At 41.8% G+C, this 15,619-nt stretch carries 15 protein-coding genes; 10 read left to right on the top strand and 5 right to left on the bottom strand.

Features of this window, described 5'->3' with window-relative positions; all coding sequences use genetic code 11:
• Positions 1–822: S-layer protein domain-containing protein (locus tag BP549_RS03695; RefSeq protein ID WP_292378203.1), on the top strand; the 822-nt coding region annotated here is incomplete at its 5' end.
• Between the two features lie 153 nt (positions 823–975).
• On the opposite strand, the gene BP549_RS03690 is transcribed toward BP549_RS03695, so the two are convergent.
• Together BP549_RS03690 and BP549_RS03685 are read right to left on the bottom strand one after the other, a co-directional pair.
• Positions 976–1,695, bottom strand: a complete 720-nt coding sequence (locus tag BP549_RS03690) for a DUF1614 domain-containing protein (protein WP_292371943.1) — start codon at positions 1,693–1,695, stop codon at positions 976–978.
• A gap of 219 nt (positions 1,696–1,914) precedes the next feature.
• Entirely contained in the window at positions 1,915–2,790 is an 876-nt protein-coding gene (locus BP549_RS03685; protein WP_292371941.1) for a DNA integrity scanning protein DisA nucleotide-binding domain protein, read from the bottom strand.
• A 422-nt stretch (positions 2,791–3,212) separates the two neighbouring features.
• Here BP549_RS03685 and thpR point away from each other — a divergent pair, with 422 nt between their 5' ends.
• The 4 genes from thpR (at position 3,213) to BP549_RS03665 (ending at position 6,411) form a co-directional block, all read left to right on the top strand.
• On the top strand, positions 3,213–3,758 hold the full coding sequence (thpR, locus tag BP549_RS03680; protein WP_292371939.1) for an RNA 2',3'-cyclic phosphodiesterase: 546 nt from the start codon (positions 3,213–3,215) through the stop codon (positions 3,756–3,758).
• A gap of 482 nt (positions 3,759–4,240) precedes the next feature.
• Positions 4,241–5,245, top strand: a complete 1,005-nt coding sequence (locus BP549_RS03675; RefSeq protein ID WP_292378222.1) for a replication factor C small subunit — start codon at positions 4,241–4,243, stop codon at positions 5,243–5,245.
• Between the two features lie 119 nt (positions 5,246–5,364).
• A complete protein-coding gene (locus BP549_RS03670) occupies positions 5,365–5,877 on the top strand; it encodes a COG2426 family protein (protein WP_292371937.1) in 513 nt (170 codons plus the stop codon).
• Between the two features lie 270 nt (positions 5,878–6,147).
• Entirely contained in the window at positions 6,148–6,411 is a 264-nt protein-coding gene (locus tag BP549_RS03665; RefSeq protein WP_292378199.1) for a 4Fe-4S binding protein, read from the top strand.
• A gap of 126 nt (positions 6,412–6,537) precedes the next feature.
• Here BP549_RS03665 and BP549_RS03660 read toward each other — a convergent pair whose 3' ends face one another.
• A complete protein-coding gene (locus BP549_RS03660) occupies positions 6,538–6,747 on the bottom strand; it encodes a histone family protein (RefSeq protein ID WP_011306577.1) in 210 nt (69 codons plus the stop codon).
• 575 nt (positions 6,748–7,322) lie between these two features.
• On the opposite strand from BP549_RS03660, the gene BP549_RS03655 reads away from it, so the two are divergent.
• The 5 genes from BP549_RS03655 (at position 7,323) to BP549_RS03635 (ending at position 13,735) form a co-directional block, all read left to right on the top strand.
• Positions 7,323–8,279, top strand: a complete 957-nt coding sequence (locus tag BP549_RS03655) for a class I SAM-dependent methyltransferase (protein WP_292378197.1) — start codon at positions 7,323–7,325, stop codon at positions 8,277–8,279.
• Between the two features lie 512 nt (positions 8,280–8,791).
• On the top strand, positions 8,792–10,513 hold the full coding sequence (gene oadA, locus BP549_RS03650; protein WP_292378196.1) for a sodium-extruding oxaloacetate decarboxylase subunit alpha: 1,722 nt from the start codon (positions 8,792–8,794) through the stop codon (positions 10,511–10,513).
• Between the two features lie 21 nt (positions 10,514–10,534).
• Positions 10,535–12,016 (top strand): acetyl-CoA carboxylase biotin carboxylase subunit, encoded by a 1,482-nt coding sequence (locus tag BP549_RS03645; RefSeq protein ID WP_292378194.1) that lies wholly within the window; start codon positions 10,535–10,537, stop codon positions 12,014–12,016.
• Between the two features lie 107 nt (positions 12,017–12,123).
• Positions 12,124–13,101 carry a biotin--[acetyl-CoA-carboxylase] ligase gene (locus tag BP549_RS03640; RefSeq protein WP_292378192.1) on the top strand — a complete coding sequence of 326 codons (978 nt, stop codon included), beginning with the start codon at positions 12,124–12,126 and terminating at the stop codon, positions 13,099–13,101.
• Between the two features lie 94 nt (positions 13,102–13,195).
• Positions 13,196–13,735 (top strand): S-layer protein domain-containing protein, encoded by a 540-nt coding sequence (locus BP549_RS03635; protein WP_292378190.1) that lies wholly within the window; start codon positions 13,196–13,198, stop codon positions 13,733–13,735.
• Positions 13,736–13,878: 143 nt separating this feature from the next.
• On the opposite strand, the gene BP549_RS03630 is transcribed toward BP549_RS03635, so the two are convergent.
• Together BP549_RS03630 and BP549_RS03625 are read right to left on the bottom strand one after the other, a co-directional pair.
• Entirely contained in the window at positions 13,879–14,838 is a 960-nt protein-coding gene (locus BP549_RS03630) for a coiled-coil protein (RefSeq protein WP_292378188.1), read from the bottom strand.
• A 31-nt stretch (positions 14,839–14,869) separates the two neighbouring features.
• On the bottom strand, positions 14,870–15,493 hold the full coding sequence (locus tag BP549_RS03625) for a hypothetical protein (RefSeq protein WP_292378186.1): 624 nt from the start codon (positions 15,491–15,493) through the stop codon (positions 14,870–14,872).
• Between the last annotated feature and the right edge of the window lie 126 nt (positions 15,494–15,619).

Genomic DNA, 15,619 nt, shown 5'->3' with positions numbered 1-15,619 from the left:
AACGATTCCACCCGGCTTGCAAACCTTGTAGTTTCTCAGACTTCCGACGAGAAAAAAACATTAAAGGTAGGAGAATCCTGGGATCTCGGGAGTAATTATTCTCTGGTAGTTAATCAGGCTGATGTTGAAGGGGAGAAGGTCTGGTTCTCTTTATGTAAAAACGGGGAAGAACTCGAATCCGGGATTGTGAATACAAACGGTACGGTTAATGATAAAACCTTTACTGCAACTGCGGATCTCGGAGATAAGAAAGACCAGCCTTACTTTATCACTTACGTAGATACTGTATTCTCAAGTGCTGCAGATTCCTTTGCAGTTTTCAAGTATACCTGGCTCATAGATAAAGATAAAATCGTGCTCATCGAAAATGGAGATAAATATCAGGGTTTTGAGGTAAAGAAAGCTTCTGAGAACGAAATCGTCCTTAAGAATCCAAATTCTATCACTTTGAATCTTGACAAAGATAAAAAGACCTACTTTACAGATTCCTGGTACTTCCAGACCTCAGATGAAGGAAAGGGAAGCACTTCTCCAGAAGGCTATGTTCTCTATCCAGCAACCGACGTTACTGTAGAGGATAAAATTGCTTCAGGTACCAATAATCCTGAAAATGTCTCGAATGAGTCTGTACTCTCCGCTCCTCTCCTTCAGAGTAAGGCTGGTGATTTCAAAAATATTAACAGTAGTCTTCCTGAAGATAATAGTAGTCTTCCTGAAGAAAAAACCGGAATAGAAGCTTCTGCGAAAGCTTCTGGTTTCGAAATGCTTGCAGGAGCTTTCGGAATAGTTCTTTGTCAATCTTTTCTAAAAAGGAGGGATTAAGAGAAATATCCTGAAAATTAGATTAAAAGAGAGTGATCTCTTTAAATTTGCCTCTTCTTCTCTTCCTTTTTCTCTTCCCTTTTCTTTTTCAGCCCATTTTCTTCACATTTTTAACCTTGTGACTGCTCTTGGCCTCTGTTAACTAATTCCTTGTTAGATCAAGAGAAGCGCAATAAATCCGCTCAAAAAGATTCCATCAAAGGTTCCTGCCCCTCCTATGCTTGCAACCGGAGCTCCAAGGTTCTTAATTTTTCCTAAGTTCAGAAGATCGGCTCCAATAAGGGTTCCGAGCACTCCTCCTGCATAGGCTGTGACAACACGGCACTGGTCAACCGGGCAGTCCGGAATATGAATTATTGACGTCAATAAAATCGCAGTAAGGGCAGCTGCAAGAGGCGGGACAAGGGCCGGGGTTGCGACACCTATCCCACGAATCGGCTTTGCTACGGAATGAGTTATAACTGCAACTATTAAGATGCCGGCTCCTGCAAGCAGGAGAGAAGAAGGGAACTTTATAAGAAGGTAAGCTGAAATCAGAACTGGAATAACCGCTCCTCCTACGTTCACAGCAATTGTCGTTTCATTTCTTATCACACGCCGGAACGGAACCCTGTAAGGTACGCCAAAAACACGAACATAAGTATCTCTAACTACCGGGGTATCGGATTTGAGGGTTGCCAGAGGGATATTTATGCCGCTTCCTAGGAGAGACAGTAACAAGATAATGAGTGCATCTCCTATAGAGAAGCCAATTTTCGTAAAAGCGGAAATAACTACTCCGAAAAAGAGAAAACTAAGCCCGAAAATCACAATAAGGATCAGAAGAAGAAGAAATGTAAGGCTAAAAGGAATGTATAAAAGTTGTCTTCTCATGAAATTTCCCCATTTTCTTTATTTCCCCACATATTTAGGAATCCCCACTTTCTTTATTTCTTAATATGACTATGAATCTATTTCTCTTCATTTATGAGTCTATGTGCTGACCTTATTCTTTACACATCCTATTGGAAAGTATCTGCTCTCAGAAAGTCTGCAATTTAAAAAGGCATGTAATTAGAAATTATCTGAGGAAAAAGTCTCTTCTCCTCAGAATTAGATATATCTTACTGCCGGCTTCAGGCATTCCATGCAGATTATTTCTTTCGCGTCTTTATAGACCCTTAGAATCCCGCCAGACTCGGATACCGTAACTGCGATTGCAACCGTATCTCTGCTGATTGCGGCTGCCGAAACATGCCTGCCTCCCAGTCCTTTCTCGATATCTATGTTTTTCGCATCAACGTCAAGGTAGCGACCTGCGGCATGAATAATGCCGTTTTCATCTACCACAAAAACTCCGTCAAGCTGGGAAAATTCCTTTATGGATTCCCAGTTTTTCTTGTCAAGGATAGTCCGGTAAGTCTCATCGTGGCCTGCATAAGGATTCAGTATTAGCTGGTGAGAGCGTTTCAGAACCTCTTCGGAATCACCTATAATGAAGGCTGCTCCTATTTTCTTGCCTTCCCTGCCTGTCAGCACAATATCAAAAGAGATTTTCATAATTGCGCTTATCACTTCTGGCTTTATCCTCTCCTGGCATTCCTTCATCGCTTTTACAAAGGGATTTTCATCGAGGTTATGTACAATAATCGAACTGGAGCCGCGGGTTTCTACTACGCCTACAATAACCCCGCCTTCCTGCTCTCCAAGCACGTATTCTATGGCGGCAGCCTGCTGAAGGTGGTCAGAATTTCCTGAAGCTTCGCGGTTTATCTGGTCACCTAGCTCTTTTAAAGGGTTTTTTCCATCCTTTCCAGTGGAGACCAGATGGTCTATTATGCTTTTCGGGCGCATGGAAATGTAATATACCGGAATTCCCCCAGTTTCGATCCCTTCAAAACTCACCTCTCCGGAAACCATAATTGCGGCAGCATTAAGTTCTCTGGAAATACGGGCTGCCGTTTCTGCAATTATACGTGCTCTATCCATGTGATCCACCGCTTTTTCTTTTTGCAGCAACCGATTTGTGGCTCCACTTTTTTATCTTTAAAGTTAATATTATTTTTTGAGCTAACATTATTTTCTTAAATTACGGTTATTATTTTTTAATTTAGCGTTTTTTCTGGATTGGAATAGTTTACTTTAGGTTAACATTAAGGTCTACTTTATAAATACTTAAGCTTATTTACCACTCAGTACCTATCTCTTATATATTATAATTGCCCTCTAACTACTTCGATTTCACTTATTTCCTTTCTACTTTTTTGTACTCTTTTCCTTTATTCTTTTTTTACAAAGTCTCCATGAGGGTTTACAATTCCTTCAAATACGGGATCTAAACTCAATTTTTCAGAGAAAAGTTAACAGGAAGATTTTTCTGTTACGTTTTTCAATTAAGATTGGTGAATGTTTTGATCAGGACATTTATTGCAGTGGAATTAAACCCCGGTTTTACTGAGAAGATTCGAGAGCTTCAGGAAAGATTCTCTGGTTTTGATCTGAAGTTTGTTGATCCTGAGCTCGTTCACATAACTTTGAAGTTCCTGGGGAACGTGGAAGAATCACGAGTTTCTGCAATTTCCGCAGCTCTCGATTCTATCACATGCGAGCCTTTCGAAGCAAAAGTAGGGGGACTTGGAGTTTTCCCCAAACCTTCGAATCCCAGAGTCCTCTGGCTGGGGGCAACCGGAAATTTCAGGGCGTTACACGACAATGTAGAGAATTTACTAGAACCTTTCAAATTCGAAAAAGATGACCGGGAATTTACTGCTCATGCTACTCTTGCCAGAGTGAAATTCCTCAAGAAGGAGCAGAAAAACTCATTCATAAACATAGTAAAAGAGTTAAAGGATATAGAAATTGGTACTATGTGGGTAAATAAAGTGCTTTTAAAGAAAAGCACACTGACCCCGAAAGGACCGATCTATGAAACTCTGCATACTGTCTACATGGATTAATTTTTCTGTGTTAGATCTTTCTTCTCTTTTTTCTTCCTTAGTAGATCTTTCTTCTGTGCAGTGTGTTCTGTCGTGATACCTACTTTGAATATTTAAGTGTCAGAGCCATTTCTTTGATAGTTTTGGTTAATTCTTTTATTCTCAATTCCAGACTATCTAATATGAATGATTTTAATTAATTGTATAAGAAAATTATTTATGTATTTCATTGACATCCAATTTACTTATTCTTTGAAAGTGTAGTTGAATAACTTTTAATTTCCAAATTTTCCGTACTATTTTTAATCATAATATGTATAATTTTTAAGCTATGTTATTCTTTTATGCTTTGTTTTCTATTTACTTCAGACGAAGCATGCAATTTCTCTGAATATATGTTCTTTGAAATAAAAATCGATATCTAGTAAGAATCACAAGTATTTAATAATCACAAATATTCAAAAGTTTAAATATCATCTTCTCTAAATAAAGTGCAAGCATTAATGGAGGACTCTACGATTAAAGAAGAGATCTGGATTGAAAAATACAGGCCTGTCCGGCTGGACCAGGTTACAGGGCAGGAAGAAGCAATCGAAAGGCTGAAGTCTTATGTAGCGACAAAAAATCTCCCCCACCTCCTGTTTTCAGGACCACCCGGGGTCGGAAAAACAGCCTCTGCAGTCTCGATTGCAAGAGAGATTTTCGGGGAAGATCTCTGGCGTGAAAACTTTATAGAACTCAATGCATCGGATGAAAGAGGGATTGACGTTGTCCGGACAAAAATCAAAAACTTCGCAAAAACTGTTCCTATGGGAGGGGCGGAGTTCAAGATTATCTTCCTGGATGAAGCTGATGCACTGACTTCAGATGCTCAATCTGCACTCCGGCGGACAATGGAGCGTTTCAGCAGTAACTGTCGGTTTATTCTATCCTGTAATTACTCTTCCAGGATTATTGAGCCTATCCAGTCTCGCTGTGCAGTCTTCAGGTTCAGGCGTCTTTCTGATGAGGCTATCAGGAAACGCCTTAAATACATAGCTAAAGCTCAGGACTTGACCGTTACTGAAGACGGATATGAAGCTCTTATATACGTAGCCCAGGGTGATATGAGAAAAGCCGTGAATTCTCTCCAGGCTGCTGCTTTTGTTGAGCCGGAAAAACCTATATCCAGGGAAACCATTTATAGGACTACTGCAACTGCAAATCCGGAAGATATCAGAAACTTGATTGAAACTGCCCTGCGTGGAAATTTCAGGGCTGCTCGGAAGGAACTTAACAGGTTGCTCTATGAGGAGGGCCTTTCTGGGGAAGATATAATTGGACAGATTTACAGGTCAATCTCCGAAATGGATAACCGGATGATTTTGGATCTCGGGCTCTCTGAAAAGCGCATTGTCGAACTTGTAGACATAATAGGTGAGATCGATTTCAGGCTCACTGAAGGAGCTACTGAAAAGATCCAGCTAGAAGCTTTACTCGCGCATTTTGCGCTTTCCAATTCCGATTAAATTTTTAATGAATCGCAATAAAGCTTCTCATACCCAATCTCTCTAAAGAGATTGAAGGGGCTTGAATTCGGCCTTCTTTTATAAAATGAAGCCTACAGAATTAATAAATCCTGATTACCATGTCTGTTGAAATAGCATTAGTAGAAATGTTGGGGTCTGTTCCCCACTGGCTTGCAGTTTTGATTATAGGAGCCATACCCGTTTCCGAACTGAGAGGGGCAATTCCTGTTGCAATGGGTATTTATGGAATGGGGCCCTTCGAGGCTTTTTTCTTCTCAGTAATTGGAAACCTTCTTCCTGTAATCCCTCTTCTGCTCTTCCTTGAGCCGGTCTCGGATTATCTTAGACGCTATTCGATCTTTGACAATTTTTTCACCTGGCTCTTCTCAAGGACTCGCCGGAACAATACCGAGACTTTTGAAAAATACGGACTCCTTGCACTGACGATCTTCGTAGCCATACCTCTGCCGGCTACAGGGGCTTGGTCTGGCTGTGCAGCGGCATTTGTTTTTGGGGTCAAGTTCAAGCATGCGCTGCCTGCAATTGTTGCAGGGGTGATGATAGCAGGAATTGTAGTAACTGCCGTTACTGTAACAGGCATAGGTCTCGCTGATCTAGTCCTGGGAGTATAATTTACCTTTGACCAAACCACATTTTGTCGGTTGATCATTGCCCGCTCTGCTAGGAGTTTTCGATCAAGCCTTTTCTCAAAAGGCTTGCGAGCAAGCAATTTTTTGAAAAAGTTTATTTCGAAACCTTCATATATTTTAAAAATGCCAAATATATATCAACAAATCAAATATAAATTTTCAACTATATTTACACCCAGCTCCTGCTTTTACAACTTCTTGTAGTTTACTCCGTTGTTTGGCAGTTCTCTGGATATTTTGAGGTGACTTTTAATGGCAAAGGCAGATAAGAAAAACAAAAAAATAGTTCAGTCCAAAAAATGCATTGGGTGCGGAATATGTGCTTCTGTTTGCCCTGTAAATGCAAAACTGATTAAGAGTGATAATTTTGATCCAGATACCACTGAACTGGCGATGCGGATCCTGAACGGAGTAGCAACTATCAATGAAGAACTATGTATCCGCTGTGGAGCCTGCTCAAAGATTTGCCCTGTGGAATCCCTAACCGTAGTAATTCTGGAAACCGCAACTGCATAACTTATCTTTTCTAAAAAATAGGAAAATGCTGAGTATCAGCATTTTATTTTTTGTTTTATCCCTTAAGCAAGATACACTGTTAAATAGCATTCAAGGGATGTCCGGTATAATTATATCCGGTATAATTTACAGCATCTCTTTTGCTAATTTTATATCTTCAGCTTTTACAGTTTTCCTGCCCGCGTGTTCTGCAAGTTTTATTGCTTCTCTTGAGATCTCAAGTCCGTATTCTTCCAGAATTTCCGTAAGGGCCATTCCCGCACTCTCACTAACTCTATGAGCACCTGCGGTCCTTATTAAACGCTCAATTGGTGCGAATGGTATTACTTTTGCCATATTATCCTCCAATCTTCTTTATTTGTTAATATATATGCTTATAACCCCTGATTTTGTAATCAGATTCTATAAATAACTTTGCTTGTATTGGGGTTTTTACTTTCTTTCTCGCTTTTAATAGCTTTTTTCTCCTTTATTTTACTTTCCAGAGCTTCTCATTTGTTTTTTATTTAACCCTGAGTTCCTCTTCGGGCTTCCGTATCCATTTCGGGAGTACAGGGAATAGTAAACATTCAGTAAGTTGTGACATAATCTTAATTCCACTGGGCGCTTTCCGGCATAGTTGCGGCTCTGTAGACCGATCCAATCTAATCCAGTCCCGCCTCGGAGTTTCGGTTCAAAATGCGCTAACGATATGTAACTCTCTAGTGTGCTGCTTTTCTCACTGCGCGAGTCTCATCTGGGGAGTACGCTGTCCATTTTGTTCACGTAGTTATAACAGTTAAGTAAGTTTTTTGGTAGGCACTAGTTTTTTTTCGATTATTGGGCATGGAGCGGTTATTGGCACTGAAGTGAGTCAGGTGTAGATCTATTTTTCGAAATCTTGATATGATATTATCTGAATCTAAACAGATATGCTTTTACAGGAACTCCTTGGCATTAATGAAGAGGTCTATTTTATAGAGGATAATTATCTATCCCAGAGAACTATTGAGCGTACTCTTGACTATCTTAAAGGCGTCCAGAGGTATGCAGAGGAGCGCCGGATGAGGCTCCTTAGAGTTCGGGAAGGAGAACATACACTTGGGTTGTTGCTTTTCAATGCAGCAGATGAAGAAGTTCCTGTAGATTTCTGGTCAGTTTTTACAGGAGCTCTTGCGGAAGCTTGCTCAAAAAAAGATTTTGAGGTTCTTACAGATTCTCTCCTTACTTTTAATCTCCCTGAAAGAGATGTTGAGGTTTCTTCGGAAAGCTGGCGAGACGCCGTTAATGAGTACTATTCGATTATGCTTGTAAATCGGAATCTCTGTCAGGGTTGCACTGTCAGACCCGAGTCTTATGGGAGCGTTTTTTCTGAAAATCGTGTGAAAAAGGTGGCAGAAATTTTCGATCTTCTTCAAAAAAAAGATTTTTATCCTAAAGGCAGGATACTTGAAGTCTGCTGTGGAAACGGGATGTCCACACTTGCCCTTTACAGACTAGGGCTTAACCCGCTGGCTGTAGAAATTAACAAATGTACAGTCTGCCAGGGGCTTGAACAGGGAGTTTTGAACCCTCAACGAACGGTTGTAATGGATGCAACTGCTCTTTCCATATATTTCGAGCCAGGAAGCTTTGATGCCGTGATAGGATTTATGCTAGGGCTTGTTTATGAGTTCAATAAAGAATTGTGGATAAATATTATTAGAGAAGCGGTTGCGGTCGCAAATGAGGGCGCTCTCATACTTTTTACTGTTAGCAGCAAGCCTGAGATTGAAATTCTTGCCAGGGCCCTTCTCAGGGTAGGAGTTGAAGGTGAGGTTGTAGATAATACCGATTCTGAGGGAACTTACGATCAGTGGTTTTTTGTAGGAAGAAAACAAAAAGCTTAACTTGCAGGCTACAAATTCTAAGAAATTTATATTTCTGGTTTTTATTTTAACGCTGCAAAATATTCTTAAATTAGGATTACAATTTATTCATAAAACCAATAGAGGTCCCTTATCTCAATGAAGGGAATAGTTACGAGTTTTGAACTTTTTCTAAAAACCGTTTTCTTTAATGTTAACGGCCGAAAAGTATATACTTGTTAACAATACTATATTAAAGAATTCTTATCAGCGCAGGCCTTTCTAGTACTGCGTTTGTATCTCTAAAATTGATTTTCCTCTGGTTGTGGTTACGGAAAGTAGGCTAAACTTAACCGAAAAACCCCCTTTTCCGGTAAAACCACATGAAATTGTACCAAAATCACAATCTGAGGATTTATTCACTTTACTCAAACGGATCAAAATCTTAACCCGGAAAATTCCGGAATCTCAATGAAACCCTCGAAAAAAATTCAAAGTCTACTATCAAGAATAGTAAAACCGGTTATTTTGATTCGTTTTTAAGAGGTTCATCCATGAGTGTAAAAATTACCGAAACCATCCTCCGGGATGCACATCAGTCTCTCTTGGCAACCAGAATGCGAACAAGAGACATGCTCGAAGTGGTTGAACAACTGGACCAGATCGGGTATTTCTCCCTCGAAATGTGGGGAGGCGCCACCTTTGACAGCTGTATCCGCTATCTAAATGAAGATCCTTGGCAGCGCCTGAGGGACATTAAAAAAGAAATGCATAACACCGACGCTCAGATGCTGCTCAGGGGCCAGAATCTCGTAGGGTACAGGCATTATTCGGATGACGTGGTAGAGAAATTCATTACTAAGTCTTATCAGAATGGAATTGACATTTTCCGGATTTTTGATGCGGTCAATGATGTCCGGAACATGGAATTCTCTATCAAAGTGGCAAGAGGGCTTGGTGCTCACGTACAGGGTACGGTCTGCTATACCATAAGTCCAGTGCATACTGTTGATAAATATGTTGAACTTGCAAAACAGCTTGAAGAACTAGAGTGCGATTCCATCTGTATCAAAGATATGGCAGGTCTCCTTTCACCAAACGACGCCACCCAGATAATCAGTGCCATGAAAAAAGAGATTTCCATTCCGATTTCTCTACACTGCCACTGTACCTCCGGAATGGCTCCTATGAGCTATATGGCAGCCTGTGGCTCAGGAGTCGATATTCTTGACACTGCACTTTCTCCCTTGGCCTGGGGAACTTCTCAGCCTCCAACTGAAACAGTCGTAGCCGCCCTTAAAGGCACCCCTTACGATACCGGTCTGGATCTGAATGCTTTTGAAGAAGTCGTTAAGTATTTCAAAACTCTTAAAGAGAAATACCGGGGCATACTTGACCCTATTTCCGAACAGATCGATACTAACGTGCTTATCTACCAGATTCCAGGAGGAATGCTTTCTAACCTCGTCTCTCAGCTAAAGGAACAAAACGCTCTCGACAAGTACGATGCTGTACTTTATGAAATGCCCAGGGTTAGAGAGGAACTTGGATATCCTCCTCTTGTAACTCCAACAAGCCAGATTGTGGGCACCCAGGCGGTTCTTAATGTGCTTATGGGCGAACGTTATAAAGTTATACCTAAAGAAGTAAAGGATTACGTGCGCGGCCTTTACGGTCGTCCTCCTGCTCCCATAAGCCCGGAAATAATAGGCAAGGTAATCGGAGACGAAGAACCTATTCACTGCCGCCCTGCCGATTTACTTAAACCTGAATATGAAAAAAGGAAAAAAGAAGCCGAGGAAATGGGCATTGCTAAATCTGAAGAAGATATTCTTACCTATATTCTCTATCCAGCTATCGCCCCCAAGTTCCTGAAAGGAGAAATGGAAGAAGAAAGTCTCGCAATAGTTGCCCCTGTCCCTGCAGTTCAGCAGGAGCACACAGTCCCAACTCATTTCAAGGTCGAAGTGGATGACGAGATCTACGAGGTTAGAATTGAGCCTCTTGGGGGAGGAATTTCCGTATCTGAAGCTTCTTCCAAAAAGCCGAATGCAGAGTCTGTTAAAGGAGCTGTGAGCATCTCAATGCAGGGTATGGTTCTCTCTCTTAAGGTCAAGGTCGAAGACATTGTTTCAGAGGGCGATACAGTTGCTGTCATCGAAGCTATGAAAATGGAAAATGCTGTTCATGCTCCCCACTCAGGCATTGTAAGAGAGATTTTCGTTTCTGAAGGGGACACTGTATCCCCTGGCGACATAATTATGTCAATCGAATAAATGTAACGAGGTGGAAGGATTATGTTCAAAAAAGTACTCGTTGCAAATCGTGGTGAAATTGCAATCAGGGTTATGCGTGCATGTCGGGAGCTTGGAATTTCAACGGTTGCTGTCTGTTCGGAAGCCGATAAAAATGCTCTTTTCGCCAAATATGCAGATGAGGCCTATCTAATAGGTCCGGCTCCTTCCAGCCAGAGCTATCTGAATATGGAGGCTATCCTTGCAGTTGCAAAAAACACAGGAGCAGAAGCAATTCATCCGGGCTATGGTTTTCTCTCCGAAAACCCTGTCTTTGCAAAGCGCTGTGAGGAAGAAGGAATTGTTTTCATAGGTCCCCCCAGCCATGTAATTGCCGAGATGGGAAGTAAAATCAGGGCCAGAAACCTTATGATGAAGGCTGGCGTACCTGTTGTGCCAGGGACGAAAGATGCGGTTGAGGATGTGGACGAGGCAGTAAAAATTGCAGAAGAAATCGGTTATCCTGTTTTGATTAAAGCCTCTGCAGGAGGCGGCGGAATCGGGATGAAAGTAGTCCATTCCAGGGACGAACTCTCCACTGCACTCAGTTCTACTAGGCAAATGGCTGGCTCGGCTTTTGGGGATTCTTCGGTTTTCATTGAAAAATATGTCGAGGAACCCAGGCATATAGAGATCCAGATTCTTGCAGACGGATATGGAAACACAATTTACCTCTCGGATAGGGAATGCTCCATCCAGAGGAGACATCAGAAGCTTATTGAGGAAGCTCCTTCCCCTATCATGACCCCTGAACTCAGGGCACAGATGGGAGAAGCCGCAATCAGGGTAGCAAAGACAATTGGTTACGTAAATGCCGGTACTGTGGAGTTTCTTTATTCAAAGGGCAACTTCTACTTCCTTGAGGTCAATACTCGCTTGCAGGTTGAGCATGGGATAACTGAGATGGTCACCGGTATTGATATTGTAAGGGAGCAGCTCAGGATAGCCTGGGGAGAGAAGCTTGAGTTTAAACAGGAAGATATCGTTATCGACGGGCATTCTATTGAGTGCAGGATCAACGCGGAAGATCCGTTAAATGATTTTGCTCCTTCTCCCGGAAAGATTCGAGGATACCGGTCTGCAGGTGGGCCTGGAGTTAGAGTGGACAGTGGAGTACATACAGGCTATACGATTTCTCCTTATTACGATTCAATGATTTCAAAACTCTGTGTCTGGGCAAAAACAAGAGATGTAGCAATTGCCAGGATGGAAAGAGCTCTCTATGAATATGTCGTCGTTGGAGTTAAGACAAATATACCCTTCCATAAAGCGGTGATGCGCAACCCTGCCTTCCGCAAGGGTGATCTTACAACGGCTTTCATTGAAGACCATAAGATTCTGGAATCGGTTGAAGAGGTTGTCAAAGCAGACGCTGAAAAGGGGGCTACTCTTGCTTCGGCTCTTGAAGCAAAAGACAAAAAAGTTGCGGCCATCACTGCTGCCGTGCACGCCTATGTGAGCATGGCACAGAATACACAGCAGTGATACGTATCCTCCTAAGAAAGGGATGGGTTCTGGTCAGTCAGACATGAAACAAACTAAACTAAAAAATTATATACGGTGGAACGCATACAGTTGTATGGGGTGCACGGATGGGAGATAAAAGATCTCGAATTATCAAGGCACTTAAAGATGCACAGAAAAGTCCTGTTTCCGGAGAGGAATTGGGGCTAAAGTTAGGGATCTCAAGGACGATGGTCTGGAAGTATATCAAGTCCCTTCAGGCTGATGGTTATGAGATAGAATCATCTCCAAAAAGGGGATATGTTCTGAAATCCGTACCTCAACTCCTGTACCCGGAAGAAATCCAGATGGGGCTCAAGACAACTCTTCTAGGGAAAAAAATCCAGTATTTTGAAGAGGTAACTTCTACAAATAGCATTGCAAAAGAAATTGCAGCATCCGAAGAAGAAGGCACTCTTGTGATTGCTGAAGTCCAGAAGGGTGGTCGCGGCAGGATGGGCAGGGAATGGATCTCTCCTCATGGTGGGATCTGGATGTCTGTGATCCTAAAGCCTGGAATTCCTCTGAGGCATGCTTCAAGGCTTACTCTGGTCGCAGGGCTTGCGGTTGCAAATGTTATTCGTAGTATGGGCCTTGATGCCCGTATCAAATGGCCAAACGACGTTCGCATTAATGGAAAGAAGGTCTGTGGAATTCTTACTGAGGCAAAAGCTGAAGTGGATAGAGTGGACTATGTTGTGCTGGGAATAGGGATTAACGTAAATATGGATTTAAAAGATATCCCTGAATCTATCCGTGCAGGCTCCACAACATTAAAAACCGAGCTTGGAAGGCATATCAAAAGGGTCTCGTTCCTTCAAGATTTTCTTTTCGAGCTTGAGCAGCAGTACATAAATTTCAAGACCCAGCCTTTTTCACACATTCTCAATGACTGGCTTGCTCTTTCCGATACCATCGGAAAAGAGGTTAAGGTCACTACACCTTCACGAATTATAGAAGGTAAAGCCGTAGGAATAACCCCCGACGGAGCTCTAGTAATAAGAAAAGCCGACGATACCAAAGAAGAAATTATTGCAGGCAGATGCATTTATGCGCGTCCCAGATAAACAAGGAATAAAGGAGGTTAAAGAGACAAACCTTGTTTCTCTATTTTTCTTTTGCCTCCTTATCTCCCTATGCTTCTCAGTATTTTTTTACTCCATGTCACCTGCTTTAGCTGCTGACGATGACGAAAGGCTTTCTATTGTTGCTGACAATGAAGACAGGCTTTCCATCATTATCATCAACGGAGGAGAGATTTATGTAAGGTCGGGTGATGCTCATAACTTTTCACAGGATTATCAACTTTATATAAAGGGCACAGATACTGAAGGCAAAAGAATCTGGATTGAACTTAGCAGAAATGGAGTTCTCCTTCAGGATGATATAGTTACTGAAGGCTCTCAGTTTGTGTATTCTAAGAATTCTACCGAAATCTTTAATCTGACCGTGGATACGATATACAAGGGAGCCGATGGAGTACTTGTGAAGTTCTCACCTGTATACCAGTATCTTGATACCAAGCTTCCTGCGCCTCAAATGCCAGCCGAATCGCTTGAAAATACTTCGAATAATGCCTCTTCCATCGACCCTGAACTAGAAACTCAAGTCAAGGGTTTTGATATGCCTATTTTTCTCCTTGGGCTGGGAACCGTGCTTCTGGTGACAGGTTTCTTTGCAGGAAAAGGGAAGAAAAAATAACTTCTTAATAACTGAAAAACAGATTAATTTAAATTGAATAACAAAGGAAATCGGATAAAAGTGGTGAGAGAAAACTCATTTAAAAGGAATAAACCGGGGACATTTTTCCTGAAACTGATTTTTGTCGCCGGTTTCCCGAGTTTTCACTCATTGGAGAATTTAACGTCCCCTTTTTCGATGAGGAGTTTGAGATCTTCAAGACTCATACGAGCGTTTTTCTGAAGCTTTTCGCGGGCATCACTGTGTTTCTGGCTTACTTTGTGCTCTTCTTTTGTAAGCTGTAAATCTTTTAACCTATCCAGATATAAGGAAAGTTCTTTCCTATTATTGGCAATGCTGGTCTTGAGCGGATCAATTTTTTCTTTAATTGAGTTTATATTCGTGATTTTATCCGTAAGCTGGGCATGGTATGTATTAGCTTCTTTTCGAATTTCATCAGCAGATTTGAAATTTTCTAGCATTTCCAGGTGGCAGGCCTGAGATTCGTCTGAAAGAGCCTGGATCTTTTCATGGATTTCATCCCCTTTCTTATGGATTCCTTTTGACTCTTTATAACTATCCTGGATTTGCGCATGTAGTTTATTTGCCTTCTTTGCAGCTTGCAGGCGTTTACTGAGATCATTCAATTTCTGGAATATTTTAATTTCCACTGCTAAAGGCAGTTCTTTATTAAGAAAAGCGTCAAGCTCGGCTTCATAAGCTTTCGTGAGAGATTCCACACTTCCGTGGGAACATTTATTGCATTCGTCCCTCTGTTCCTTGAGTTCTGCAATCCCTGAAAACAGTTCTTGAGTCTTTGAATTCACATCACTTCTTTTTTCCTTGTACTCACTAATTGCTTTGTTGATCTCGTCCCTTTTATCCCTTAGTTCTTGTGCTTTTGCAACCTTTTCCTTAACCTGATGATTCAGAGAGTCTCTCTTTTCCCTTAGTCCGTCGATATCGGTCCTGTTAATCTTCAATTCCTTAAAAATCGAAGCCAACTGCCTTTCGCTTTTCTCTATCCTGCTCCTGAGCTCGTTTACCTTGCCCTTCAGCTCCCGTTCGTTAAGGTTTGAAAGGTCGGCCGTTGCAATTTCTGTGCTTGAAACGTCGTTGGTCATGTACTATCTCCAGCGTATTTTCGAAAAAGGGTTATACTTTCAACTTTTCCCAGTAATTCAGGGCTTCCTCGTGGTTTTTTATTTTGGTGCTGAGCCATTTATGCTGGGATTTGCTTTTAGAAATCTCTTCACTCTTGCTGCCGTCATCCTCTGCAAGTTGCTTTCCCGACTGTATTAGTTCATTTAGTTCCAGATTTGAATTCCTGGCTTCCTCCATTCTGGCATCGGTTTGCAGGAGGACGTTTTCTCCAAGTCCGGCTGCCCGAATAATTTCACGCAGGTTTTCCATAAATGAGTCTTTAAGTCTCTTCTCCTCTTCGGGTTCGATCTGCCCTTTGAGTTTTTTGAGTTCTTCCTTGACTTTACTTACAGTAGTCGGGTCAAGCTTAGGGAAGACATCTTTTTCAAGGAGAGCCTCGGTCTGATGGTAAAACTGCTGGCGCTTCTCCTTGAGGACTTCTTTTCTCTCCTCCATCCGGATTCTGGAATTCTTTGCGTTTTTTGCAGCTTCTTCGACCTGGTTCAGCCTGATGCCCAGTTCTCCAAATTCTTTTTTATCTTCTTCCAGAAACCGCCTGTGTTTTTCCACAACTGCGGAGATCAGCTCCTCTTCGGTCAGCACTCTGATTCCGGCTTCGTCAATGTTCTCAGTCACTGTATCACGATCTGAATTTTTATTTTATACTATGTTGCTCTATTCCGGTATATAATCAGCCCTGAAAGCCAGTGGCTTGACTTTCACTGACTCAGTCTCTCCTGGGGATCAGTCCGATAATATTGT

Source organism: Methanosarcina sp. UBA289, from assembly GCA_002496565.1.
In the GTDB taxonomy this organism is placed as follows: Archaea; Halobacteriota; Methanosarcinia; order Methanosarcinales; family Methanosarcinaceae; genus Methanosarcina.
The sequence above is the reverse complement of the archived record's forward strand: the minus strand, read 5'-3'. Positions and strand labels throughout refer to the sequence as shown.